Source organism: Colwellia sp. MB3u-45, assembly GCF_014077005.1.
Classification (GTDB): Bacteria; Pseudomonadota; Gammaproteobacteria; order Enterobacterales; family Alteromonadaceae; genus Cognaticolwellia.
In genome coordinates, this window is sequence record NZ_JACGVC010000040.1 from 1 (window position 1) to 26573 (window position 26573).

The window sequence follows — 26573 nt, forward strand, 5'->3', positions numbered from 1 at the left end:
TACAACGTATTACAGCGTATTACAACGTATTACAGCGTATTACAACGTATTACATTGTTTTATAGCGGTCGGCATTATAACCGACTGGTTGATTAGGTAAAGTGTTAATAAAAAATTGTTAGCATTTAGATATCAAATATCGGTGTGAAGCAGAAAATTTGCGAGCGCTTGAAGTTACCCTACATTCTATACATAAAAATCCCGCAACATAGTGCGGGATTTTAGTGTTGAGTTATTATCGAATTATATTCGAGCTATATTCGAGCTATATTCGAATTATATATTAGGTATCTTAGCTTTTAAGATCATCGAAGAAATTTTTCACGCCGTCGAAAAAACCGGTTTCTTTTGGGCTATGTTTGCTGGTGCTTTTACCCATTTTTTCTTCTAACTGGCGTAGTAAGTCGGCTTGATCTCCCGATAAACTTACCGGCGTTTCAATGACAACCTTACACATTAAGTCGCCAATTGAGTGGCTGCGAACTGACTTGACACCTTTGCCACGCAAACGGAACATTTTGCCTGTTTGAGTCTCTTTCGGTATTTTCAGCTTAACTTTGCCTTCAAGCGTTGGCACTTCAATGTCGCCACCTAAAGCAGCTGTTGTGAAGCTGATCGGTACTTCACAAAATAAGTGATTTTCATCACGAACAAATATTTTATGGTCTCGAACATTCGCTTGCACATATAAGTCACCTGCGGGTGCGCCATGTTCACCGGCTTCACCTTCACCTGACAAACGTATTCTATCGCCGGTATCAACACCCGGTGGAATTTTAACAGATAGAGTTTTTTCTTTTTCAACACGACCTTGACCACGACATGAAGTACAAGGGTCGGTAATAACCTTACCTTTACCAGAACAGGTTGGACAGGTTTGTTGCACTGCAAACAAGCCCTGACGCATTTGTACTTGACCATGACCATGACACGTTGAACACGTTTTCGCACTGGTGCCTTTTTTAGCACCACTACCGTCACAAGGATCACAACTAACAAATGTAGGCACTTTAATTTCTAAAGTCTTACCTTTAACCGCTTCTTCGAGGCTAAGGTCAAGGTTGTAGCGTAAATCTGAGCCACGACGCTGGCGAGATTGACCACCACGACCACGACCACCACCACCAAAAATGTCGCCAAAAATATCACCGAAGGCATCACCGAAATCTTGTTCGCCGCCAAAACCGCCACCGCCGCCATGTCCGCCTTGTTCAAACGCCGCGTGGCCGTATTGATCATAGGCCGCACGCTTTTGATCATCGTTTAATATTTCATAAGCTTCTTTAACTTCTTTAAACTGTTCTTCTTTTGATTTATCACCTTGTGTTCTATCTGGGTGATATTTCATTGCTAAACGTTTGTAAGCTTTTTTGATATCGCGCTCAGCTGCATCTTTAGACACTTCAAGCACTTCATAATAATCGCGTTTTGACATAGGTTTGATTTCTTTACTTCTATTTATGGATACTAATTTGTTTAACTTCTTTCTTAGACGCTGTAGCGTTCACCTTAACACCTTAAAAATCTAAGCAAATTAACATCAGGTAATAATTAATTTTTCGTTGTTACTTTACATAATAAAGCGCCGATAACTATCAGCGCTTTAATTTATGTTAACTAAACCACAAAGTTTAATTGTTTTTTGTTGTCACTGTATCCTGCTAGAACAAGGTGGACACGCCAAGCATACAATGTATGTGGGCATGTCCGCGCTGCTATTGACCGATACAAGGGCAAGCTAACAGTTGACTACTTGTCGTCTTTAACTTCTTCAAATTCAGCGTCAACTACATCGTCGCCGCCTGATGAATCTGCTTCAGGAGCTTCACCTTCAGGTGCGCCACTTTGTGCTTGAGCTTTAGCTTGAGCAATTTCCATTAACTTAGCTGAAGCTTCGACAACGACTTGAGTTTTGGCATCAATTTCTTCTTTACTATCGCCTTTAATGGCAACGTTAAGTTCATCTAATGCTGTTTCAATTTTCTCTTTGTCTTCGCTTGGTAAATCGTCGCCTGCTTCTTCAATTTGCTTACGCGTTGCGTGAACCATGCCATCAGCTTGGTTACGAGCTTGTACAAGCTCTTCAAATTTCGCATCTTCGTCAGCATTTGCTTCTGCGTCACGTACCATTTGCTCTACTTCTTCATCTGATAAACCAGAAGAAGCTTTAATGGTGATTTTTTGCTCTTTACCAGTATTCTTATCTTTCGCCGTTACGTGCAAGATACCATCAGCATCTAAATCGAAAGTTACTTCAATTTGTGGTGTGCCACGTGGTGCAGCGTCAATACCTTCAAGGTTAAATTGACCAAGAGATTTGTTTGCTGATGCTTGCTTACGCTCGCCTTGCACAACATGCACTGTTACTGCCGCTTGGTTGTCGTCTGCGGTAGAGAATGTTTGAGATTGCTTAGTGGGGATAGTGGTGTTTTTCTCGATAACTTTCGTCATCACGCCGCCCATAGTCTCAATACCTAATGATAATGGTGTAACGTCTAATAGTAATACGTCAGTTACATCACCAGAAAGTACACCCGCTTGAATTGCAGCGCCTGCAGCTACAGCTTCATCAGGGTTAACATCTTTACGAGGTTCTTTACCAAAAAATTCAGTAACAACTTTTTGTACCATAGGCATACGTGTTTGACCACCTACCATGATAACGTCGTTAATGTCACTAATTGAAAGGTCTGCATCTTTAAGTGCTTGTTTAAGCGGACCTAAAGTGGCTTTAACCATGTCTTCAACTAAAGACTCTAATTTAGCACGAGTCACTTTGATGTTCATATGCTTAGGGCCTGAACCGTCAGCAGTGATGTACGGTAAGTTAACATCTGTTTGTTGTGCTGAAGAAAGCTCACATTTTGCTTTTTCTGCCGCTTCTTTCAAACGCTGCATAGCAAGAGGATCAGTAGTTAAATCCATGCCTTGATCTTTCTTGAATTCAGCTACTAAATAGTTGATTAAACGGTTATCAAAATCTTCACCACCTAAGTGAGTGTCGCCGTTAGTCGCTAGTACTTCAAACGTGTGCTCGCCTTCAACTTCATCAATTTCGATGATAGAGATATCAAATGTACCACCACCTAAATCGTATACCGCAACAACTTTGTCGCCTTCTTGCTTGTCCATGCCGTAAGCAAGGGCAGCAGCAGTTGGCTCGTTGATAATACGTTTAACTTCAAGACCCGCAATACGACCCGCATCTTTAGTTGCTTGACGTTGTGCATCGTTAAAGTAAGCAGGAACTGTAATAACGGCTTCAGTTACTTTTTCGCCTAAATAGTCTTCTGCTGTTTTTTTCATTTTTGCTAAAACTTCAGCAGAAACTTGTGGTGGAGCGATGTTTTTATCACGCGCCGTTACCCAAGCATCACCGTTGTCGGCTTTAACAATACCAAATGGCATAATTTTTATATCGCGTTGAACTTCTTCATCTTCAAAACGACGACCAATTAAACGCTTAATGGCGAACAATGTGTTTTTAGGGTTTGTTACTGACTGACGTTTAGCAGGTTGACCCACTAACGTTTCGCCTTCTTCTGTGTAAGCTATGATTGAAGGAGTTGTACGATCGCCTTCTGCATTTTCAATTACACGTGCTTTACCGCCATCTAGAACAGCAACACAAGAGTTTGTTGTCCCTAGGTCAATACCAATTATTTTGCCCATCTTGAGGATCTCCGAATACTTATTACGTTAAAAATAAAGATTAAATCTTTCGATGAACAGTAAGTGGGGACAGGAAAAAGTTTTTTCAACTATTTTTGTTGAAATAAGTAAAAAATATCTGTTTTTATTTGCTCTGCTTTTTATTAATAACAATTAAGCATTTGGGGTCTATAACATTACATGTAAAGAGCTAGACAATGATTATGCAAAAATATAGTTTAGAAAGCCTATAGTTTGTAAAACATAGCAAGCACATGACAATAAAATAGAAATTAATTAAATACTCGTCAGTTAATGGTATTAACCATAATTTTGCTTTGTTGATGGGAATTTATTTGAAGACGGTTAAATTTCATTTAACTTGATGGACTAAAGTCCACCCTACAAAGGACCGACGGGTGTCATGTGGCGTTGAGCTTTTTGGTTTTGTTTATGATTTTTTGTAGGTCGGACTTTAGTCTGACAACCGTTAAGCTGGCAATTAATCTGATGGATGAACAAACATCTATTGCGGGTATTATTTTTTCACACGGTATTTATTTGAAGACGGTTAAATTTCATTTAACTTGATGGACTAAAGTCCACACTACAAAGGGCCTGCGGATGTCATGTGATTTTTGTGGACACCATCTCTCTATACCGACTTCAAACACTCATTTATTTTGTTTGTAATTTTTGTAGGTCGGACTTTAGTCTGACAACCGTTAAGCTGGCAATTAATCTGATGGATGAACAAACATCTATTGCGGGTATTATTTTTTCGGTGTTTATGCTGAAGACGGTTAAATTTCATTTAACTTGATGGACTAAAGTCCACCCTACAAGTGATAACTTGGCCTTGGGCAATTTTTTTTGGGATTTTTGTGGACACCATCTCTCTATGCCGACTTCAAAAACTCATTTATTTTGTTTGTGATTTTTGTAGGTCGGACTTTAGTCTGACAACCGTTAAGCGGGCAATTAATTTGATGGGTTAACAAACAGCTATCGCGGGTATTATTTTTTTTCGGTATTTATCTGCAGACGGTTAAATTTCATTTAACTTGACGGACTGAAGTCCATCCTACAGGTGATAATATGAATTTGGCTAGCTGATAGTGTGAGTTTGGCCTGGTGATAATGTGACTTTGGGTGATTTTTTACCTAAAAAATCAAATTTTGCACATAAAAAAGCCAAACATTTGTCTGGCTTTTCTTGTCGTGCAAAATTACCGAATAATAAAAATTATGCGGTAGTATCAACACTGGGCTTAGCTTTTGACACCATCACCATCGCAGGGCGAATTAAACGACCGTTTAACTCATAACCTTTTTGCATAACCGCGATAACGGTATTAGGCGCAACACCTTCAACTTCTTGCATTGACATCGCTTGATGCAATTCAGGATTAAATGGTTGATCTTGTGGATCAATCGCTTGAATCGCAAATTTCTCTAACGAAGCTAATAAACCTTGATAAGTTAACTCAATACCTTCGATGATAGCCGTATTACTTTCGTCATCTTTATCAATATTTTGTAATGCTCGCTCTAGGTTGTCTACTGTTGATAACATTTCAGCAGCAAACTTTTCTAAAGCAAACTTACGTGCTTTTTCAATATCTTGTGCCGCACGGCGACGAACATTGTCAACTTCTGCTTTCGCACGAATGACTGAATCTTTTTGATCGGCAACCGTCGATTTAGCTGTAGCTAATGCTAATTCAAGTTCGTTTATTTTTTCTTGCTCAGCACTGATATTTTCGACTGCAGCGTCAAGTTGAACTTCAACTTGCTCTTCTGCATCCTCAACAATTTCAGCGGCTAATGCGTCTGCTGAAATTTCTTCAGCACTTTTATTCTCTGTTGACTCGTTGGCCATGAAAAACTCCAAAGTAGATCTTAAATTTCAAAATAGATAAAACATAATAACGCTAATTATGGGGGTTTGTTTTTATGATTCAAGCACAAAAGTAAATCATTTAAAAAAAAGTCAACTTTACAAGCGAGCAAAATAGCGCGAAACTGCTGATAGTCCTTAATTATATTACATATTTATAAGCACCGTATGAGTAATTTATACCGCACTATTGGCTTAATTGGTAAACCTAACCATGAAGGTGCCAGTTCAACCATAGCAGCTTTACATCAATATTTGTCACAGCAAGGCTATCAAGTGCTGGTAGAAAACTCCGTGGCCCAAACCGTTAATATTGAAAATGTTGTCATGGCGTCACTTACCCGTATTGGCGAGCAGGCTGATCTGGCTATTGTTATTGGTGGTGACGGCTATATGTTAGGCGCGGCTAGAGTTTTAGCTTGTTACAATGTGGGTGTTATTGGGGTTAACCGTGGCAATTTAGGTTTTCTGACCGATTTATCTCCTGATGATTTAATCACGCCGCTTGAAGCTATTTTAAGAGGTGAATCTCGCGCTGAACAACGCTTTATCATCGAAGCTGAAGTTTATCGCCACGGCAAACTTAAAAGCTCAAACAGTGCGGTGAACGAAGCTGTATTGCATGCCGGTAAAGTCGCCAGCATGATCGAATTTGAAGTTTATATCGATGGCAGCTTTATGTTTAGCCAACGCTCTGATGGTTTAATTGTTTCAACGCCTACCGGCTCAACTGCGTATTCTATGTCAGCGGGTGGCCCGATATTAACCCCCAATTTAAATGCCCTTTCCTTGGTGCCTATGTTTCCTCATACGTTAACTAGTCGACCTATTGTGGTTGACGGTAACAGCGAAATTAAACTAAAACTGGCTAATGAAAACTATGAAAACTTGCAGGTTAGCTGCGATGGCCATGTAATTTTAGCTGTTATGCCCGGTGATGAAGTTATCATCAAAAAAAGTGAATTTACCCTGCGCCTAATACACCCACTTGATCATAACTACTTTAATGTACTAAGAAATAAATTAGGTTGGGGTCATAAACTCTACTAATATTTCTTAAACCTGCGATGAGTAGAATGTCGAAATATAAATAAAATTGCGAACATAGCTTGAATAAAAACCAGATACTGTATAAATTAACAGTATCTGGTTTTTTATTTACCATATCAATTGGTATTAACACTTTATCCAATATAACGTTGCGATAAAGACAGTGAGGCGACTATGTTATTGCAGCTCAACATTCAAAATTTTGCCATTGTGCGTTCACTCGACATTGATTGGCAGCAAGGCATGACTACCATTACCGGCGAAACCGGTGCAGGTAAGTCTATTGCTATTGACGCCTTAGGGCTTTGCTTAGGTGATAGGGCGGTAACCAACGTCGTTAGACCTAATTGCGCGAAAGCCGAGTTAGCCGCCACTTTTGATACTAGTAATAACAAACGAGCAAAAAAATGGCTAAAAAACAATGATATGTTGCTCGAAAATGAATGTATTCTGCGTCGGATTATTTCTGCTGAAGGCCGCTCTAAAGCCTATATTAATGGTAGCCAAGTGCCTTTAACGCAACTAAAAGAAATTGGACAACTACTGATTAATATCCACAGTCAGCATAACCATCAACTACTCGTTAAACCCGCTGAACAACGCAATATTCTTGACGCTTATGCCAGCCACCAGCATTTGTTAGATGAAGTTAAATATTATTACCATCAATGGCGTGAACTTAGCCAAGAAGCCAAACTGTTGCAAGAAAGCAAACTACAACGTGAAGCCAAACAGCAGTTATTACAGTACCAAGTAAACGAATTAGATGAATTTTCATTACAACTTGATGAATTTGAAAGCTTGGAAATTGACTATAACCGCCAAAGTAATGGTCAACACATCCTCAATGAAACCTTAATTGCTGTACAACAATTATCTGAAGATGAACAATTTAACGTCGTTGATGGCCTACGGCACAGTACCGAGCAAATTACCGCTTTAGGTAACTATGATCCGACATTAAAAGCCATAGCAGAACAGCTTAACGAAGCCTTAATTCAAGTTGAAGACGCTAGCCAAGAAATTAAGCATTATTACGAAAGTTTAGAGCTTGACCCACAAGCTTATACTTTAATAGAAGAACGTTATTCAACCGCTGTGCTGCTAGCGAAAAAACATCAAGTACCGACAGGCTCATTAGCAAACTTTCATCAACAGCTGTTACAAGAGCTACAATTATTTAGCTCTGATGAAACACGTTTAAACCAAATTAACGATGATATAGAGGCGGCAAAACAAAAATATCAACACGCTGCACTGATTTTGTCTGATTCAAGAAAAAAAGCCGCCACTAAGTTAAGTAAAATGATCACCAAAAGCATGGCTGAACTTAACATGCCCTATGGCAAATTTTTCATCGATATTTGCCAAGATAAAAGCGAAAACTTATCGATTAACGGTAATGACAGCGTGAGTTATCTAGCGAGTTTAAACCCAGGGCAAGCGTTAGAAGCGATGAATAAAGTTGCCTCAGGCGGCGAACTGTCTCGTATCAGCTTAGCGATGCAAGTTATTCTGGCTGATAAAATTATCACCCCTACCTTAATATTTGATGAAGTGGATGTGGGTATCAGTGGTCCAACCGCCGCTATGGTAGGTAGCAAATTGAAACAACTAGCAAAAAATACCCAAGTTATTTGTGTAACTCACTTACCGCAAGTGGCCAGTAAAGGTCATCAACAATTATTTGTCGCTAAATTAACCGATGGTGAACATACAGAAACCACAGTAACTGAACTTTCTAGCAATGGCCGCGTCCAAGAAATTGCTCGCTTACTGGCTGGTGATAAAATTACCGAAAATAGCCTAGCTAACGCGCAAGAATTACTGGCCGGATAAAGCAAAGATCAGCAAGCGGGTAAAATAAACTAAAAATTATTTTGTATCTGTTAGCCCGCTTCGCTATTATCCCCATTCAAACTATAAAGGATAATTATAATTAACATGTTTTTTCGAGTATTAGCTATTGTAATCGCCTTGTCTGTTTCTGCCTGTTCTAGCTGGGTTTATCGTATAGATATTCCACAAGGAAACTATCTAGAGCAAAAAGATATCGACAAACTTCAAATTGGTATGACAAAAGAACAAGTTAAGTTTGTATTAGGTAGCCCTGTTGTTGAAGGCGCGTTTAATAAAGATATTTGGCATTATGTTTATAGTTTCAAATCAGGTCGAAGCGACGAATTTAACGCAAAAAAACAATTTACCATTACCTTTGATAACAACAAGGTTGTTAATGCTGAAGGTGATTTTGAATTACCGGAAAGCTATAACGTGCCTATGGTTAACTAGGGTTTAGTTAACTAGCGACTAGTTGTTTTTTGAACATCATCACTCTTTCACATTGGCGTCCAAGAATGTACTGATGCAGTGCAGCCATTAATGACTTTAATGGCTAGGAACTGCCATGTGAGCTTGATATAAGGTTCATCCTGAAGATAAAGCATGTCTATTTAGGACATGCTTTTTTATGGCTAAATTTTTAATAAATCACCTAGTTAAGTCAGGCTAAGTCACACTAAATCATATATCAAAATAGTAAATTAACTCTCGCCAGTATTACCTCGGCGTGGCTAAACCCGACCGCCAGTAATTTTATTAGCCCGGCCTTCTTCTTTAGCTTTTTCTGCTCTGCGTTTACGTACTTCTTTCGGGTCAGCAAGCAGTGGACGGTAAATTTCAATACGATCTAAGTCTTTCACCTTATCGGTTAATTTAGCTAAGCGATTCCAAATACCAACATTATTAACGGCTAAATCTATTTCAGGAAATTCTTCAACTATGCCAGAAGCTAAAATGGCTTGCTCTAACGTAGTGTTAGGCTCCACGGTACAGCTAATAATCTCTTGTCGTGTTGGTGTGCCGTAAACCACCTCAATCTCGAGTGGGGCTTGCACATTAATTTCTTCACTCATAACCTATTCGCTCATTTAATGTAAACTCTATTAATACACAGCTTATACCACTAACCGTATACTTCTTTTGCTCGCTGAGTAAACGCTTGCACCATATTATTGGCTAAATTATTAAATACTCGACCAAAAGCCAAATCAAACATTTTATTAGAAAATTCATAATCCAAGGTCAATTCAATTTTACAGGCATCGTCAGATAAGGCTTTTAATTGCCAACCACCCACAAGAGACTTAAAAGGCCCGTCAACTAAACTCATTTTAACTTCTTGGTTACTAATGAGAATATTCTGCGTGGTGAACCATTTTTTCAGACCACCTTTAGACACTAATATCGCGGCTGTCATACTATGTTCGTCTTGGGCAACTATTTTACTATCACTACAATTAGGTAAAAACTTTGGGTAGGCGATCACATCATTAATTAAAAAATACATGTCTTCTACACTGTGCATCACTAATGCACTACGGCTTATGTTTGGCATTCACCCTCCAATTCTCAAGGGCGCTATCATAGCAAATGTCTTTTAAAAACGCATTAAAGTGAAAAATGATAAATAAGCCATTTAAATAACAGCAATACTCCGTATAATGTTGATGATTGCTATTTTTGGTAGCAAACAAAATGGAAATATAATGGCAAAGAAAAAGAAATCAAGCAGCAATACTATTGCTCTAAATAAAAAAGCACGTCATAACTATACCCTCACTGATAAGTTTGAAGGCGGAATGAGCTTACAGGGCTGGGAAATTAAAAGTATACGCAGCGGAAAGGTAAATATATCTGACTGTTACGTACACATAAAAAATGGTGAAGCCTATTTACTTGGCGCTGAAATAATGCCGCTTAACGCCGCTTCTAGTCACGTGGTTTGTGATCCTAATCGTGACCGAAAATTACTCTTAAACCGTCGAGAGCTAGAGAAAATTATTGCCGCTGTAGAGCGCGATGGTTATTCCTTAATCGCCACTGCAATGTATTGGAAAGCTTGTTGGGTTAAATTAGAGTTTTATTTGGGCAAAGGTAAAAAAGACCACGATAAACGTGCTGACATTAAAGACCGAGAATGGGCAGTTGATAAAGGCCGTTTAATGAAAAATAGAAACTTAGACAGATAATTGATTAAAAAATATCACGTTGTCTATTTAAGCCAAGCGTTGTATAATGCGCTGCATAGACTTATATAGTTTATGGCAGCAAAGAGTAGAAAAGAAGTAAAGAGTAAGCTTTGGGGCGGATCTAGGATTCGACGAGATTCATGAAACCCGAGGTGCATGCCCAGGGGCGGTTTGCCTGGTAAAAAGCCGCAAAACTATAATTGCAAACGACGAAACGTTCGCACTAGCCGCTTAGGCTAGCCATCGCCTCAAAAATTCTCCTATTGTTTAGAGGATCGATGGTCACCCCAAATAGGATAGCGAGGGAAGCACGCTTAAGGCTGAACCGCGAAATAGTATTAAGCTCACCATGACGAAGCCTGTCGGTTGGCGTCCAAGTGGTTAAATAAATGATCGACTAAGCATGTAGTACCAAGGATGTAGGCTTTTCGGACGGGGGTTCGATTCCCCCCCGCTCCACCAAAATAAAGACCGTTTTTAGTCCATTAGTTATACCTAGTAACTTTTAGATTTGGCCATAGTCTGGCAACAGACTATGATAGAAAACCGCTTAATTGCGGTTTTTTTATGTCTAAAATTTACAAAACAACCTGCACTCATAGTATCAAGGACTCTGCCCCCATTGATTACATAAATTTAAGGACAAGCTAAAAGCGAGTAATAAACCTAGATATGTCGCTTATACTATGAAATATAAGGTAAAATAGTGACAAAATATTCTACTTAAAAGAACTAATGGCAAATTTTAAGACTCACTTCAATATAGCGGCTGCTTGTACAGGTATTAGCTCTGCAGTGCTATTATCAGCAGGTCATACTGACATCAATACAGCATTATGGTTTTGGTTTTTAGGTACTATCGGGGGATTGTTACCTGATATTGATTCCGACAACTCGACATCACTTGATATTATTTTCAATATATTTACCGCCGTCATTCTGCTGATGGTTTTGCGCTATATTACCGGAGAGCATTTTAGAGAGATCCGTTTTATTGAGTTGCTGGTAATACCTTTAGCCGTTTATAGCATAATGAAATGGCTGATCAGGCCGTTATTTGAAAAAGTGACGGTTCACCGGGGCAGCTGTCATTCTCTGTTATTCCTTATTTTATGCGGCCTACTAACAACGCAGCTAACTTGGATATTCAATAACGAATATGCCACTAAGTCGGCTATCCTTGCCTTACTTTCAGGTGGGTTTGTTTTCTTTGGCGGGCTTATTCATTTAATTTTAGATGAGATATACAGTGTTGATTTAAGTAATATCCGCATTAAACGCTCTTTCGGTACAGCCCTGAAAATAGCCTATTTTAAAAGTAAAGGTGCAACATTTATGATGTTAGTTGCCAGCATCGCATTAGGCTATATGCTACCGGAAACTGATACAACAATGAATTTATTAGCAGATTGGTCAGCTTTTAATTTCTACTAAGAAGAGCACCAGTCGATTGATATTGAGGGAATATATACTGTCTGTTGGACGTCATATTTTCACAAAAAAAAGACACTAAAACGTGTCTTTTTTTATCTCTTATTGCTCTCTAAAATTTTCAATTAGCCTATTTTACCAGGCTAACTTTTTACCCCATACGATGCAGGGCACAAATTTTATTACCTGATGGATCACGTAAATAAGCAAGGTAAAGATTACCAATCGGTGCACTTCTAACACCTGGTGCGTCTTCACAAGCAACACCACCATTAGCAACACCCGCCGCTTGCCATGCATCAGCTTGCTCAGGAGACGTAGCAGCAAAACCAATAGTGCTGCCATTACCATGACCGGCTTCTTCACCGTTTATTGGCTTAGTTAGGGCGAGAATTCCATTGTCAGTAAAATAAAAGCACCGACCTTTTTCATCCATTACACCCGGTTTATGGCCTAGTTCACCTAAAATGGCATCGTAAAATACTTTTGATGCTTTTACGTCGTTCGCACCTATCATGATATGACTAAACATTTAATTTTCCTTTTTAATTGAACAAAAACACCAAGGGCGTTAGCTAAATTTTTAAATGATTTAGCTAACGCTTTAGTATCTAAAACTGCCTCTAGCATGCACGATAAGCAGTTAATAACACAATAAAAAATTTGCATAACTTATAAAGTTTATAAGTCCTGTTTTAGCCAACAGCCTTAACTCCTGGGTTTTAATTGACCTGTTGAGTCACAACTTGCCAAGTCTTAGCTTGGTACTTGACGGCATAAACGCCAATATACAACACTCAGCAGAAGGTTTAACTGGTCTTTACTTTCAGTTATCTATACGTCATTTATTAACACATCATTTGTTAATAAATCTTCACTGTTAGCACTGCGGTTTTCTGCTATCCACAAATAAAATACCGGTAACACGAACAAGGTGAAAAATGTGCCAATGGCCATACCGGCAACTAAAATAATACCTATGCTATTTCTTGCCTCTGCACCAGCGCCAGTAACTAATACTAGCGGAAAGTGGCCCAGTATGGTTGCCGCTGTGGTCATTAATATGGGTCGTAAACGTGTCGTTGCTGACTCAATAACGGCGTCAAATTTACTGCTGCCTGCTTCTTGTAAATGATTGGCGAATTCGACAATTAAAATACCATTTTTCGCGATGAGTCCCACTAAGGTGACTAAGCCAATTTGCGAGTAAATATTTATCGTGGTTAACTCCAAAAATGGTAGTAATAATGCCCCAGACAAGGCTAATGGCACACAGCCGAGTAATATCACTAACGGGTCACGATAACTATTAAATTGAATCGCTAATACTAAGAAAACAATGACTAAAGATATTGCCATGACGGTGATTAAACTATTACCTTCAGCACGAATTTGACGCGATTCACCGGCATAATCTAAGTTGTAGTTATTGGGTAACATATCAGCCGCTGCTGACTCTAAGGTTTGTAATGCCTGCTCTTTTGTTACCCCAGGTAATATTCCACCATAAACCCTAAACGAATTTTGTTGACCAAACGAGCCTAAGGTTCTGGGCACTGTGCGATATTTAATTTCAGTAAATGCCGATACCGGTATTAACACACCCGCGGGTGTTTTCACGGTTAGGTTTAATATTTTTTCAGGTTGTGAGCTGATATTATCAGCGACCATTGGAATAACCCTATATGCCTTGCCATTAGCATCAAAGCGATTGACATAATTGCTGGAAAGATAGGTTGATAACTGGCTACTCACGTTAGCCACCGTCATACCTAAGTCAGCAATTTTATCTCGGTCTATTTTTAGTTCAACCTGCGGTAAATCAATTTTTAAATCCGTATCGGCATAAAGAAATTCGCCACTTTGAAATGCCGCACCCACCAGTTTGTCAGCGTACAATTTCATTTCACTGTAGGGCGATGAAGACTTAACCACCAGCTCAACATCAAACTGCCCTGCGGTAGGCAATGGCGAAGGTAAAATAGGTAGCAAGTTTAAACCTTCAGAGCTCTGTAGACGCCCATAAACTTCAGGCAGCATTTCTTGAATGCTTTTATCTCGTTTATCATTACTGACAAATTCAAGACCGCTAAAACCACCGCTACTAAATATTATCTGCCATATCTCTTTGCTACCTTCTGTTTCTAGTAAGGTTTTAGCGACACTGGCGACATTATCTTCACTGTATTTTAATGAGGCATCGGGTGGGGATTGTACAATAATGAAAACGCTGCTTTGATCTTCAGTCGGCGCTAGCTCTTTTGCTGACATTAAATAAAAAGGCACAATTAATAACGAAACAATCAGGGCAAAAAAGAACAACTGTCCTTGCCAGTGAAAAGTTTTTGCTAATAATCGACCATAAAAATTTTGTAAATGCTCAAATGCGTGGTTAACCTTAACGGTTAATTTACCTTCTTTACCACCTTCACTTGATACATAAGCACTCATTATCGGTGACAAGGTAACGGCAACCACGCCAGAAATGAGTACAGCGATAGCCAAGGTAAAAGCAAACTCTTTAAATAAAACCCCGGTTAAGCCTGATAAAAAGCCAATCGGTATATAAACTACGGCCAAAGTTAAGGTCATGGCAATAATTGGCACCAGCAGTTGTCGAGAGCTCATCAAAGCGGCTTGTATACGTGGCACACCAGCGCGCATATGTCGGGCAACGTTTTCAACCACCACAATAGCGTCGTCTACCACTAAGCCAACCGATAAAACGATGGCTAATACGGTGAGTAAGTTCAAACTAAAGCCCATCAACCAAATAGCGGCAATGGCGCCTAATATAGAAATAGGAATGGTCACTAAAGGCACTAAGGCCGCTCTAAATGACCCCATTAACACCACAACAACAATACCGACTAACACTATGGTTTCCATGAGTGTGGTGATAATTTCTTGTAACGCGTCTCGCATATAAAGTGTGCCGTCGTAGGCAATATCTATTTTAATATGTGGTGAGGCGGCATTGATTTCATCAAGCACTGTATAAAGTTCATCGCCGATGGAAATTTCATTCGCACCAGGTAAAGGCCAAACCGAAATATAAACGGTATCTTTACCATTAAAACGCGCGGTAGCCGTGGCTTGCTCGGCGCTATACTCTACCCGCGCAACGTCTTTTAAATACACGACCGCGTTATCGCTTTGCTTAACAATTAACTGTTCAAACTCACTGACCGACGACATTTGTGTATTGGCCACAATATCGATTTTTTGCCGCGCGTTTTCACTATAACCTAACGTTGAAATACGGTTATTATCCGCCAAGGCTTGATAGACTTCATCAGCGCTAAGATTGAAAATATTTAATTTGTCAGCATCAAGCCAAACCCTCATTGCTGGAGTTCGGGCGCCTTCAATACCGACCTTTTGTACCCCGTCAATATTGTTAATAATCGGGTTGATTTCTCGTGTAAGGTAGTCGGTAATTTGCGCGAGTGTTGAACCTTCTGATGCCACATTAAGATAAAACACAGCGAAAGGTCTATCGGTTCTTGTTACAGTAACAAAAGGGTCTTCTGCACCGGCCGGCAACTCAAATTTTATTTGATTAAGGCGAGTGTTTAGCTCAGATAACGCGTCGGTACTATTTTGATTAAGCTTAAGCCAGGCTGTTACTTTACTTTGGCCTGAGCTAGTGCTTGATTCGACAAAATCAACCCCAGGAACGGTTGATGCTACTCGCTCTACTGGGTCGGTAACAAAACCTTTAACCACATCAGCAGAAGCGCCGGTATAGTTAGTGGTTATTTCCAGTGAAGCCCCTTCAATTTTAGGAAATTGTAATACCGATATCGCATTAACCGCCCATAAACCCACCAAACAAATAAATATCGATAATACGGTGGACACTACAGGTTTTCGAACAAAAACATCCATAAGATGTTTCGATGAAGATAATTCTTTTAGCATGACTATTCCTATCCGCCTAAGTTATCTTGATCAAAGTAAGTTTTTAAACCTTGGCGCAATTTAAATGCTCCTTTGGCGGCGATCAAATCGTCTACCTTGAGTCCTTTAATCACAATAACTTGCTCGTCGATTCTATCACCCAAAACAATTTTTTCTCTGCTCGCGCGATAATCGCCTTGCTCATCTTTAATCAGTTTAAAAACATAATCGCCCAGCTGATCACGCACAATCGCCAAGTTTGGCACTGTGATCACAGATTGGGCCGGCATAATGGGTAAGGCAACTTTAACTAATTGATTGGCTTTAATGTCCAGCGCTGAATTAAACACCTTGGCTCGATACTTAAGTTGACGAGAGTCTTGGCTATATAAAGACGCTACTGAACTGATCATGGCTTCACTGCTAATGCCGGTTGAAGCAGCATCAGCATTTACGGTAATTTCAACGCTACTATTTACCGGTAATTGTGCATAGGTTTGTGGGACCTTAAAATCTACCCAAATATAGTTTTCAAGACCGAGCAGGTCGGTAATGTCAGCGTTTTTATCAAGAAACTGTCCAAGATTAATATTATGAATACCGACACTGGCATCAAAAGGTGCCGTAATGATTTTTTTTGCAATAATGGCTTCTAAACGCGTCGTATCAGCGATAGCAATGCTATATTCTGCTTGTGCTAAGTCGACACTTTCTTTACTGATGCGACTTGCTTTTTCTAGCGTGATATAACGCTGCAGTGTGCGTTTTTTCAATTTCATCGTCGCCTTAGCTGAGGCCAATGACGCTAACTCTTCACTATGATCTAATTCAACTAATACTTGGCCTTTTTTAACCCTATCGCCTGAGGCCATATTAAGTTTGCTGACCTTGCCAGCCAGTTCGTTTTTCAAGGTGATATATTTAACCGCTTGCCCTTCACCAATGACAGATATTTGTTTTTGGTAAGTAACACCTTGCGCCCGAAAGGCTTGTACTTTTGCACTAGGCTCAGGTCCAGATTGCATTTTCTGGCCACCTGACAATGACGCTTTATAATAAAACAAGCCACCAACAACAGCAGACACAATAACAACAACAATAAACCAACGGATTAATTTCATAACGCTTTCCTAAGGTAAAATATCGCAGCAATCCCATGCCGACGACACACCTGTAAAAATGTTTCACAGGGTATAACCTCAATCACAATTGAGGTCGATAATTAATTCATAATATTTCTATCAACACCACGGATAACCTAACCTTGTGCTGATATAGAGAGTGCTAATAGTGACTAAACTTCAATCAGATTAAGTGTAGACAAAAACGGCCATTATTTTGTCATACAAAAGTGAAAAGCAAAAGAAAATACAGCTAACTAACCACATCATTACATTATTGCCCACTTGTGCTCATTAAACTTAATGGAACGGGTCTGTTTTTTAGTGGTCTGCTATCACATTAATTTAACTTACGTTAATATACCCACTCTACTTCAAGATGCAGTTTCAGGGCTAAATAGTGAAGTAAAGTAGGTATGTAACCCTGAAAATTTCTTAATCGCAAATTACTGGAGCACCTTTTGCTTAAAAAACTTACGCTTTTATCGGCAACAATCATAACAACTTATCTTTTATCATTAACCATCAGTCTCTTGGCTACAGCGAAAACTGCGCCCGTAAGCAGTGTCGCACAAATAACGGCTGACTATGCTGTAGCGACCTACCAAGATGATATGCTGAATAGTTTACGTGCGCTGATTAAGCACAACACGGTCGCCAAAGAAGGAGTGTCAGTTAATGACAATCCGGCTCACATTGCCTTTAAAGCAGAATTGAAAAAACAAGCGCAAACACTCGGCTTCGATTACCTCGACGATGGCTATGTGGTTATTATTGGCTTAGGTGCCCAAAAAGAACGGCTGGGTATTATTACTCATGGCGATGTGCAACCCGCTAATCCAAAAAAATGGCAAAAATCACCTTTTGAACTTGATATCACCACAGAGCCGGGGCGATTAATTGGCCGTGGTACTGAAGATGATAAAGGCCCAATTTCAACCGCGTTATATGCCATGAAGGCGATTAAAGATAAAAAATTAGCACTGAACAAACGTATTGAGTTATACATTTACATGGCGGAAGAGTCAGATTGGGAACCACTAAAAGCTTATATCAAAACCCATGACTTACCACAAACCAATATCACCATTGACGCCGAATACCCGGTGGTAACCGCAGAAAAAGGTTACGGCACTATTAAGTTAGTTTTTAACCAGCAAGAAAAACCCACAATTTCGCCTTATGTGAGTGAATTTAGCGGTGGCTTCTTTGGTAGCCAAATCCCTGAAGATGCCAGTGCGACTATTGAAAATGCCAATATTGTGCTACTAGAAAGGTTAATGCGCAAAGCACTGAGTTACCAAGGTGTCAGCTTTGATCTTGAACTAAAAGACAGCACCTTAACTATTAAAGCATTAGGTAAGTCAGCACATTCTTCAAAACCTGATGAAGGCGTAAATGCTATTCCCTACCTTGCCGATTTATTGTCTAGTACGCGTTGGGTCAATAATGGTCCAGGTACTTTAGTTAACTTTATTAATGACAATATTGGCCTAAGTTTAACAGGTGAAAAATTTGGTAACATTGCTTATCAAGATGATTTTATGGGCCCAATGACTGTCTCCCCTACCGTAATAAAACAGCATGATGAAAGCATACAGCTGAACATTAACTTGCGCCGTCCACAAGGCAAGAGTAAACAGCAACTTAACGATGAAATACATCAAGCAGTACAAAACTGGAATAACAAATTTGATGCGGATGTTACAGAGTTAGCGCATGATATTGGTGACCCTTTTGTACAAAAAGAGGTGCCACATATTAATACCTTATTAGCGGTGTTTACCCACTTTACTGGCATTGAAGACGCGAAACCTATCGCCATTGGTGGTGGGACAAATTCACGCTTATTTCCCAATGCGGTTAGTTTTGGCCCGTCTATGCCCAATGCCGAATACACCGGACATTCAGAGCATGAGTTTATTACTATGGAACAGTTTGTTTTAAATTTAAAAATGTATACCGCGGCGTTAGTCGAATTAGCTAAGTAAATATAGAAATAGCTGTCAGTTAGACACTACCTGTTAGAAGCTGTCAGTTAATAGCTGTCAGCGTTCAGTTTACTTGTTGGTTGGGCTTTCATGCCTTGCTTTATCTGTTCGCTTACCGGTTGACACACTGAAGTTTCAGTACAACAATCGCTGCTCCTTTTAAACATGGTTTTGTCTTTAAATAAGCTAATAGACTTGGTATTTAGCACTCGTCGCGATATTATTTAACAAAATAATTTATGTATTAGTGCTATGAAAAAAGTTTGTTTAGTTACGGGTGGTAGTTCGGGTATTGGTTTAAGTATTGTTAAGCTGTTTTTAGCAAAAAAATATCAGGTCTTTAATCTTGATCTTACCGCGTCAGATTTTGGTGATTTTTGCCCTTGTGATATCACCAAGGTTAACGACGTTAGCCGGATCATTGCTAATATTGCCAAACAAGGCCCTATCGACGTATTGGTTTCTAACGCCGGCATACATTTTTCAGGCTCTATTGAAAACACCAGTGAAGCAGATTTTGAGCGGGTTTTTAATATCAACGTAAAAGGTGCTTATGCGGCTATTAAAGCGGTTTTACCTGTCATGAAAACACAACAAAACGGCGCAATAATTTTGATGTCATCAGATCAAGCACTGATTGCCAAACATAACTCGTTTGCTTATAACCTCAGTAAAGCCGCACTAGCCTCAATGGCAAAAACCACTGCACTTGATTACGCACAATATAATATTCGCGCCAATGCTGTTTGCCCAGGCACTATTGAAACCCCGCTTTACCATCAAGCCATTAATAATTATTGTGCAAGGTCAGGGGCGAACAAAGCTGACGTGCACGCAGAAGAAGCGGCATTGCAACCTTTAGGCAGACTAGGACAGGCAGAAGAAGTAGCCGAATTGGTGTATTTTCTTGGCTCAGACAAAGCAAAATTTATCACAGGTAGTTTGCAAGTGATCGACGGCGGCTATACAGCGCAATAGCACTAAATTCAACTGAATCCAACTAAATCAATACGATAAATACAATACATACCCATGAAAATAATCGATCCACATCTGCATTTATTTGCTCTTAATGAAGGTAACTATCAATGGTTAAGAGCAGAGAACCCACCTTTTTGGTCAGATAAGCACCTAATAGCTAAAAACTTTTCTGAGCATGACCTAACATTAACCTCACCGTTAATATTAGCTGGTTTTGTGCACATTGAAGCGGGTTTTGATAATCAGCAACCTTGGCACGAAATTGCTTGGTTAGAAAATACCTGTAACATGCCCTTTCGCAGCATAGCAATGCTCGATATTACCCTGCCAAAATTGAAATTTTTACAGCAAGTCGACAAGCTAATGCGCTATCAAAGTGTGGTCGGCGTTCGTTATATTTTAGATGATGACGCTTTAGCCATTCTTAGCGATAAAAACAGCCAAGATAACCTAGCAAGCTTAGCCGAAAATAAACTCATTTTTGAGCTTCAAATGCCACTAGCAAACCATCAGGCCGTCGATAGTTTACTTAACATATTATCACTAACACCGGATTTACAGCTTTGTATTAACCACGCGGGTTGGCCAACACAAGATAAGGTGCAACAGGCGCATTGGTTAAACAACCTTAAACGCTTGGCTAGCTTTGACAATATTTTCATCAAATGTTCTGGTTTTGAAATAACCGACCGAGCTTACTCACTAAGTTGGTCATATAAAATCATCCGACAATGCATCGACATTTTTGGTGTTGAACGCGTGATGCTCGCCAGTAATTTTCCGCTATGCTTGTGGCATGCTAGCTATCAAGAAACTTGGCTTGCTAATACTCAAGGTATAAGTACTGAGCTTACAAAAACAGAGCTTTTAAAAAAAGAGTCTGAATTTGCCCTTAACACCGAACAGTTACAGCAATTATGCTTTAGTAATGCACAGCGTTTTTACAAATTTCTATAACGGCTAAACAAGCAGTAAGCGCTTATACAAAATATAACTCGCAATAATGACTTATTTGCCGCAAAATAATTTCTCATTCATCTCTATCTAGGTAAAAACATTTCGTTTTAAACACTTATGGATGCATTCGATAAAAAAATACTGAACATATTACAACATGACTGTACCGCGTCGGTGAGTGATGTTGCCAGCCAAGTGGGTCTGTCAACAACCCCATGCTGGCGACGTATTCAAGCGATGGAAAAGTCTGGCATTATTAAAGGTCGCGTAGCACTTGCTGATCCAGAGCAACTTAATGTCGGCTTAACGGTATTTGTTACCATTAAAACCAATCAGCACAACCCGAAATGGCTTAGTGAGTTTAGAAAGGTAGCGATAGATTTTCCGGAAATTTTAGAGTTTTATCGCATGAGTGGCGAGGTAGATTATTTACTGCGTGTGGTAGTGCCCCACATGAAAGCTTATGACAGCTTTTACCAACGCTTGATCACACGGGCAAGTTTTGCTGACATTAGCTCTAGCTTTGCCATGGAAGAAATTAAATACACCACCGCCCTACCCATTGACTATATCTAAGACCAAAGAGGTTAAATTAGCTATCAGTTTGAAGTACTGAGCTGTCAGTAAAATCAAACAAACAGCCCTTTCTTTTTAACTGAAAGCTGACAGCTTACAACTGACAGCTAATCTTTTTAACCCATTATTTCAAAGCATTGACTGTCACATTAGGTGAGCGTTTAACTATTTCGTCATTAAGCTCAATACCAATGCCTGGGGTTTCAGAGACTTCAAAAAAACCATTCACCGGTTGTGGGTCTTGTAAACATAGCTCACGGTTCCAGTCTTTAATCGCATAAGTATGATGCTCATGAATTAAAAAGTTTGGAATCGCGGTTTCAAGATGCAAAGACGCCGCTGTAGCCACTGGCCCTCCACAGACATGGGCCTGAATACGAATGTCGTAAACGTCGGCATAATCACACACTTTTTTAGCTTCGGTAAAGCCACCACATAAGCCAATATCAGGCTGTAACACGTCAATACTTTGGTCTTCAAAATAAGGTCTTACATCCCAACGGTGATACAAGCGCTCGCCACCCGCAATGGGCACGTTAACATTGTTAGCCACTTTTTTATGTACGGCCGAGTTCAGATAGTTCACTGGCTCTTCGTAGAACATGCAGCCAACTTCTTCAACAATTCGTCCCATTTGAATCGCTGAAGCCGCGCCCATTAATGAATGCGATTCAAAAATAATGTCAACGTCTTCCCCCACGGCATCACGAATGGCGCGCAGGCGATTACCAAATAAGCGCATTTGTTTTGGGGTGAATAATTTAGTGCGATCAAATGAAGAACTGCCATCATGGTTATAAACAATCGGATCAACTTTTACCGCGTCATAGCCTTGTGCAACGGCCTTTAATGCGGCTTCTGCATATTGTGCAGGTTCAATAAGCTTAGTAATTTTCTCATCCCAATCAAACTGCAATTGGCTTGCATAGGTGCGCAACTTTTCATTAGTTTTACCACCTAATAATTGATAAACCGGTAAGCCGAGTGCTTTACCTTTTATATCCCACAAAGCGGTATCTATCGCACTCATGGCCGAGTAAAGCACTGGGCCGCCACCTAAACCCCAAAAGCTTTCTCGTAGCATTCTAGACCACAATAATTCGGTATTAAAGGGATTAAAGCCTATCAGTATCGCTTCACTAATCTCTTTTAACATTGCCGCAGCAGCACTGTGACCCCAGTCGTAAGCCAGACCTGCTTCACCGACACCTGAAATACCTTCATCGGTATGTACACGAATAAATACTGGGTTCCAACCTGGACGTTTTGGACATTCAATATCAAAAATTTCTACATGAGTTACTTTCATTATGCTCTCTTTACATGTTTTTTAAATGCGCTGCTAAAATCACTACAGCCATGATACTCAGGGTTATAGCGCGAAATTTGGATCTTCTTTATAGACTCTACGTAACATCGCTGGCCAAGCTTTTTGCCCACCCGTTTGTCCGGTATGCACTATGTTTGCCTGTGCTTTAATACCATCAACAATACTTTGGTCAACCAATAGTGGCTTCATACCCATCGACATTACTTGTACTTGAATTTGACAAGCTCGTATTAAATCATACATATGCATAAAAGCATCACCTATGGTTTTGCCCATGGTTAAGGCGCCATGATTACGCAATAACATGAAATTTTTATCACCTAGGTCTTGCTGTATACGCAACTTTTCATCGTCGTTGACCGCCAAACCTTCATAATCGTGATAACTGAGTGAGGCAAGTGCGAACATTGAATATTGGCTAATAGGCAATAAACCTGCTTCTAAACTCGCCACCGCTATCGCTTCATTACTGTGCACATGCAAGGCACAAATATCGTCATGACGAACGGCGTGAATAGCACTATGAATGGTAAAACCTGCGGGGTTAAATTCAAACGGGCAGTCGGCATCAACTATTTTGCCCGCCATGTCTACTTTAACTAAATTCGACGCGGTAATTTCATCAAACCGTAAACCAAAAGCATTAATCAATACATGCTCTGTACCCGGAATACGCACCGAAACATGGGTGTAAATTAAGTCATCCCAGCCATGCAAGGCAATCAGTCGATAACATGCGGCTAAATCTACTCTGAGTAGCCATTCTTGTGCTGATACTTTATCTTTTAAATCAATTACGGGAACTGCTAACATCAGCCTTTACTACCTTTTGCTTGAAAAATAATATCGATGGTATATTTGTTATAAACCTTATCCTATGATGGCATAGAGTGAAAGCTCCAGATATTATTAGTTATACCAATTTCACTCATTATCTGATCATTTTTACTGGTTAAAATAACCCACTACTGCGTTATTTATTTAATAATTAGAACAACTAGTTATTAAAATAAATGCCTTATATTTGGCCATTTTCCTTGCGTATAAAGTAGACCACCTAATTAATGAAATTGGTATGACAACCATTTATATACCCTCTTTTGGAAAAACCTTTTTATGTGTATTTTATTTATCGCCATTGACCAACACCCTGACTACCCGATTATTATCTGTGCTAATCGCGATGAGTTCCATCAACGCCCAACACAAAATATGCACTGGTGGCCGGAGCAAAAGATATTAGCGGGTAAAGATTTACAAGCACAAGGCACTTGGCTTGGCTTAAGCCCTGAAGGCGACTTCTCAGCCTTAACTAACTTTCGTCGACCGGCAAGTTTTGATGCGAAAAAACGCTCTCGCGGTGATTTAGTGGTGCAAGCATTGCAAAACGGAGACCTTAAAACCCAGCAACATTTATCGCAAGTGTCAGATAAATACAACGACTTTAATCTCGTGTTTGGTCCGTTAAATAATTTGCAGGCATTTGATAGTGTTAATAAAAACTTTGTCAGCCTTAAACCTGGCTTTCATAGCGTCTGTAATGGCGCATTAGATGATATTTGGCCAAAAATGGCCTTAGGCCTAAATACCTTGGAAGGTTTAATTACCGCTGATAAGGTAAATATTGCCGCATTATTCTCTGTGATGATGAACCAAGAACTTGCGCAAGAACAACATTTACCGGTTACTGGCATAAGTGAAGAGTTGGAGTCGCTACTGAGCAGTATCTTTATCATATCGCCTGACTATGGCACGCGTTCGACAGCCATAATTTTACAAGCAAAAACAGGTGACATTGAAGTTTACGAACGTAACTATAATAGCGCTGGCGAGGTAGTAAATGAAAACAAGTTCGATATCGAGTCAAGTAAGAAAAGCTAAATGGTACTTTTACTAGATAGTACTTTTAATCCTGTTGATAAATAGTATTGATAAAAATGTCAGTACTGTGCAAAAAAACGCTGCAAATAACGCTGCAAAAAGTGCAGTCTTACAACATCTGACGAATAATAGCAGCAATAATGGCAATAAATACCACTACCCAGAGTATTTTAGCGTATTTTTGCTGCTGCTCTACTGCCATTGGTTTGCCAAAACGTTGTCCTAAAATCACCATCAAGGCAACCGCCGAAAACACACAAAATAAAATAATCAATAAAGTCATATCACTTGTTACCCTAATAGCAAAATTTTACTAGCGCAGTTGAATTTTCAAGAAAAAACTACCGCGCTAGCTCAAGTATCATACCGAGATTTGCACTATCTGCAAACTTTCCTAAACCTATCTGCAAACTTTCCTAAACAATGTATATGTTCTTTTAGATAACAAATTTATTAAGATCTGACATCTGTGCTTTCATTTTAAAATTAATCATTTACCATAGAAAATTATTTTCAATATTAACGAAATTCCCATGGCAAACACTGATAGCTTTATCGATAAGCGTCGATTTATAATTCGTTTAGGCAAAGCTTTACATAAATTCGGTACTCCCGCTTATCGATTGGAGGCACATTTAGCCGATGTATCAAAAAGCTTAAATGTTTTTGGCTCTTTTGTGATTAGCCCAACATCGTTAACCTTTATTTTATCTGAAGATGACGAAAACCAAGACTACAATCATATTTTACGTGTTGCCCCGGGCGAACTTGATTTAGGTTCATTGGCACGTGCCGACGAATTGGTTGACGAACTTACCTCGGGTCAACGAACACTATCAGAAGCCATTGAACGCTTAGACGAAATTGCCAACAAACCTAACCCTTATGGTCGATTTTTAACCTTTTTGGCTTTTGGCGCTTCAAGTGGCGCTTTTGCCATGCTAATGCACACCAGTTGGAATGACGTTTTTTGGTCCACCTTGTTGGGTTTTGTGGTTTGCTTATTTGCCTTTGGGGCAGAGCACTCGCGCCGTGTCACAGATATGTTAGAACCCATTGCCGCGATGACAACCGCTATTTTAGCCACGGCTATTGCCTTAATAGATCCCAGCATTAATATCCCTTTGGTGGTGTTGTCGAGTATTATCGCCTTCATTCCAGGCTTGTCGTTAACCTTGGCTTTATCTGAGCTTGCCTCGCGAAATTTGATTTCGGGAACCGCCAGGCTAATGGATGCCTTAATGATCTTATTTAAGATTTACTTTGGTGGTGTTTTAGGTATAGCTCTGGGAAAAATGATGTGGGGTGAAGTTGCTTTTATTCAGCCACCCAGCACACCTAATTGGACCTCATGGGCGGCAGTGACCACCTTATCAATTAGCTTAGTTATTTTATTTAAGTGTCGTAAAAAAGATGCACCTTGGGGCATTATTTCAGGTTATATTTCTTTTGGTGCCAGTATCATTGGCGCTGAATATTTAGGCGTTGCTCTTGGTGCCTTTGTTGGTGCCTTTGCCTTAGGCATATACAGTAGTATTTTTTCACGCATTATGAATCTTCCCTCAAGTATTGTTAAATTAATGGGCTTGGTGGTATTGGTACCAGGAAGTAAAGTGTATATTGGTTTAAGCAACGCAGTATCAGGGCAAACTATGCTAAATGCCACTGACATCGGCTCACAAACCTTTCTAATTTTCATGTCATTAGTAGCCGGATTAATATTTGCTAATGTGGCATTTCCATCGAGAAAAGTCCTTTGATCATAAATAA

Annotated in this window: 22 protein-coding genes and 1 other RNA gene; 12 read left to right on the plus strand and 11 right to left on the minus strand. The window is 39.6% G+C overall.

Going from position 1 to position 26573, the window contains the following annotated elements:
• Positions 1 to 292: 292 nt before the first annotated feature.
• From dnaJ to grpE, 3 genes are all read right to left on the minus strand, one after another.
• Entirely contained in the window at positions 293 to 1435 is a 1143-nt protein-coding gene (gene dnaJ, locus H4J41_RS03415; protein ID WP_182136483.1) for a molecular chaperone DnaJ, read from the minus strand.
• A gap of 314 nt (positions 1436 to 1749) precedes the next feature.
• Positions 1750 to 3672: a molecular chaperone DnaK gene (dnaK, locus tag H4J41_RS03420; RefSeq protein WP_182136484.1), complete on the minus strand. Its 1923-nt coding sequence runs from the start codon at positions 3670 to 3672 to the stop codon at positions 1750 to 1752.
• A 1225-nt stretch (positions 3673 to 4897) separates the two neighbouring features.
• Positions 4898 to 5533, minus strand: coding sequence for a nucleotide exchange factor GrpE (gene grpE, locus H4J41_RS03425; RefSeq protein ID WP_182136485.1), 636 nt, complete (start codon positions 5531 to 5533; stop codon positions 4898 to 4900).
• Between the two features lie 186 nt (positions 5534 to 5719).
• On the opposite strand from grpE, the gene nadK reads away from it, so the two are divergent.
• The 3 genes from nadK (at position 5720) to H4J41_RS03440 (ending at position 8893) form a co-directional block, all read left to right on the plus strand.
• Positions 5720 to 6601, plus strand: coding sequence for an NAD(+) kinase (gene nadK, locus H4J41_RS03430; protein WP_182136486.1), 882 nt, complete (start codon positions 5720 to 5722; stop codon positions 6599 to 6601).
• Positions 6602 to 6775: 174 nt separating this feature from the next.
• Positions 6776 to 8440 (plus strand): DNA repair protein RecN, encoded by a 1665-nt coding sequence (gene recN, locus H4J41_RS03435; RefSeq protein ID WP_182136487.1) that lies wholly within the window; start codon positions 6776 to 6778, stop codon positions 8438 to 8440.
• Positions 8441 to 8545: 105 nt separating this feature from the next.
• Complete coding sequence (locus H4J41_RS03440; RefSeq protein WP_182136488.1) at positions 8546 to 8893, plus strand: outer membrane protein assembly factor BamE; 348 nt, start codon at positions 8546 to 8548, stop codon at positions 8891 to 8893.
• Positions 8894 to 9174: 281 nt separating this feature from the next.
• On the opposite strand, the gene H4J41_RS03445 is transcribed toward H4J41_RS03440, so the two are convergent.
• Both H4J41_RS03445 and H4J41_RS03450 read right to left on the minus strand, forming a co-directional pair.
• A complete protein-coding gene (locus H4J41_RS03445; protein ID WP_182136489.1) occupies positions 9175 to 9516 on the minus strand; it encodes an RnfH family protein in 342 nt (113 codons plus the stop codon).
• A 50-nt stretch (positions 9517 to 9566) separates the two neighbouring features.
• Positions 9567 to 9998: an SRPBCC family protein gene (locus H4J41_RS03450; protein ID WP_182136490.1), complete on the minus strand. Its 432-nt coding sequence runs from the start codon at positions 9996 to 9998 to the stop codon at positions 9567 to 9569.
• Positions 9999 to 10149: 151 nt separating this feature from the next.
• Between H4J41_RS03450 and smpB the strand changes: the two genes are divergently transcribed.
• The 3 genes from smpB (at position 10150) to H4J41_RS03465 (ending at position 12066) form a co-directional block, all read left to right on the plus strand.
• Positions 10150 to 10632 (plus strand): SsrA-binding protein SmpB, encoded by a 483-nt coding sequence (gene smpB / locus H4J41_RS03455; RefSeq protein ID WP_182136491.1) that lies wholly within the window; start codon positions 10150 to 10152, stop codon positions 10630 to 10632.
• A 112-nt stretch (positions 10633 to 10744) separates the two neighbouring features.
• Positions 10745 to 11094, plus strand: a transfer-messenger RNA (tmRNA) gene (gene ssrA, locus H4J41_RS03460).
• Between the two features lie 273 nt (positions 11095 to 11367).
• Positions 11368 to 12066 (plus strand): metal-dependent hydrolase, encoded by a 699-nt coding sequence (locus tag H4J41_RS03465; RefSeq protein ID WP_182136492.1) that lies wholly within the window; start codon positions 11368 to 11370, stop codon positions 12064 to 12066.
• Between the two features lie 148 nt (positions 12067 to 12214).
• On the opposite strand, the gene H4J41_RS03470 is transcribed toward H4J41_RS03465, so the two are convergent.
• The 3 genes from H4J41_RS03470 to H4J41_RS03480 form a co-directional block, all read right to left on the minus strand.
• Positions 12215 to 12595 (minus strand): VOC family protein, encoded by a 381-nt coding sequence (locus tag H4J41_RS03470; protein WP_182136493.1) that lies wholly within the window; start codon positions 12593 to 12595, stop codon positions 12215 to 12217.
• A 302-nt stretch (positions 12596 to 12897) separates the two neighbouring features.
• Positions 12898 to 15987 carry an efflux RND transporter permease subunit gene (locus tag H4J41_RS03475; RefSeq protein WP_220460946.1) on the minus strand — a complete coding sequence of 1030 codons (3090 nt, stop codon included), beginning with the start codon at positions 15985 to 15987 and terminating at the stop codon, positions 12898 to 12900.
• Positions 15988 to 15995: 8 nt separating this feature from the next.
• Positions 15996 to 17087 (minus strand): efflux RND transporter periplasmic adaptor subunit, encoded by a 1092-nt coding sequence (locus H4J41_RS03480; protein ID WP_182136494.1) that lies wholly within the window; start codon positions 17085 to 17087, stop codon positions 15996 to 15998.
• A 461-nt stretch (positions 17088 to 17548) separates the two neighbouring features.
• Between H4J41_RS03480 and H4J41_RS03485 the strand changes: the two genes are divergently transcribed.
• The 4 genes from H4J41_RS03485 (at position 17549) to H4J41_RS03500 (ending at position 21592) form a co-directional block, all read left to right on the plus strand.
• A complete protein-coding gene (locus tag H4J41_RS03485; RefSeq protein ID WP_220460945.1) occupies positions 17549 to 19078 on the plus strand; it encodes a dipeptidase in 1530 nt (509 codons plus the stop codon).
• Between the two features lie 252 nt (positions 19079 to 19330).
• Positions 19331 to 20056 carry an SDR family NAD(P)-dependent oxidoreductase gene (locus H4J41_RS03490; protein WP_182136495.1) on the plus strand — a complete coding sequence of 242 codons (726 nt, stop codon included), beginning with the start codon at positions 19331 to 19333 and terminating at the stop codon, positions 20054 to 20056.
• A gap of 54 nt (positions 20057 to 20110) precedes the next feature.
• A complete protein-coding gene (locus H4J41_RS03495) occupies positions 20111 to 21016 on the plus strand; it encodes an amidohydrolase (RefSeq protein ID WP_182136496.1) in 906 nt (301 codons plus the stop codon).
• 117 nt (positions 21017 to 21133) lie between these two features.
• Positions 21134 to 21592 carry an Lrp/AsnC family transcriptional regulator gene (locus H4J41_RS03500; RefSeq protein WP_182136497.1) on the plus strand — a complete coding sequence of 153 codons (459 nt, stop codon included), beginning with the start codon at positions 21134 to 21136 and terminating at the stop codon, positions 21590 to 21592.
• Positions 21593 to 21716: 124 nt separating this feature from the next.
• Here the strand turns inward: H4J41_RS03500 and H4J41_RS03505 are convergent, their stop codons facing one another.
• Positions 21717 to 22901 (minus strand): mandelate racemase/muconate lactonizing enzyme family protein, encoded by a 1185-nt coding sequence (locus tag H4J41_RS03505; protein WP_182136498.1) that lies wholly within the window; start codon positions 22899 to 22901, stop codon positions 21717 to 21719.
• A 63-nt stretch (positions 22902 to 22964) separates the two neighbouring features.
• Positions 22965 to 23735, minus strand: coding sequence for a class II aldolase/adducin family protein (locus H4J41_RS03510; RefSeq protein WP_182136499.1), 771 nt, complete (start codon positions 23733 to 23735; stop codon positions 22965 to 22967).
• Between the two features lie 303 nt (positions 23736 to 24038).
• Here H4J41_RS03510 and H4J41_RS03515 point away from each other — a divergent pair, with 303 nt between their 5' ends.
• Positions 24039 to 24803 (plus strand): NRDE family protein, encoded by a 765-nt coding sequence (locus tag H4J41_RS03515; protein ID WP_182136500.1) that lies wholly within the window; start codon positions 24039 to 24041, stop codon positions 24801 to 24803.
• A 109-nt stretch (positions 24804 to 24912) separates the two neighbouring features.
• On the opposite strand, the gene H4J41_RS03520 is transcribed toward H4J41_RS03515, so the two are convergent.
• Positions 24913 to 25086 (minus strand): hypothetical protein, encoded by a 174-nt coding sequence (locus H4J41_RS03520; RefSeq protein ID WP_182136501.1) that lies wholly within the window; start codon positions 25084 to 25086, stop codon positions 24913 to 24915.
• Positions 25087 to 25336: 250 nt separating this feature from the next.
• Here H4J41_RS03520 and H4J41_RS03525 point away from each other — a divergent pair, with 250 nt between their 5' ends.
• The gene (locus H4J41_RS03525) at positions 25337 to 26563 is read left to right on the plus strand and encodes a threonine/serine exporter ThrE family protein (RefSeq protein ID WP_182136502.1); all 1227 of its coding nucleotides are present in this window, start codon (positions 25337 to 25339) and stop codon (positions 26561 to 26563) included.
• Positions 26564 to 26573: the final 10 nt, after the last annotated feature.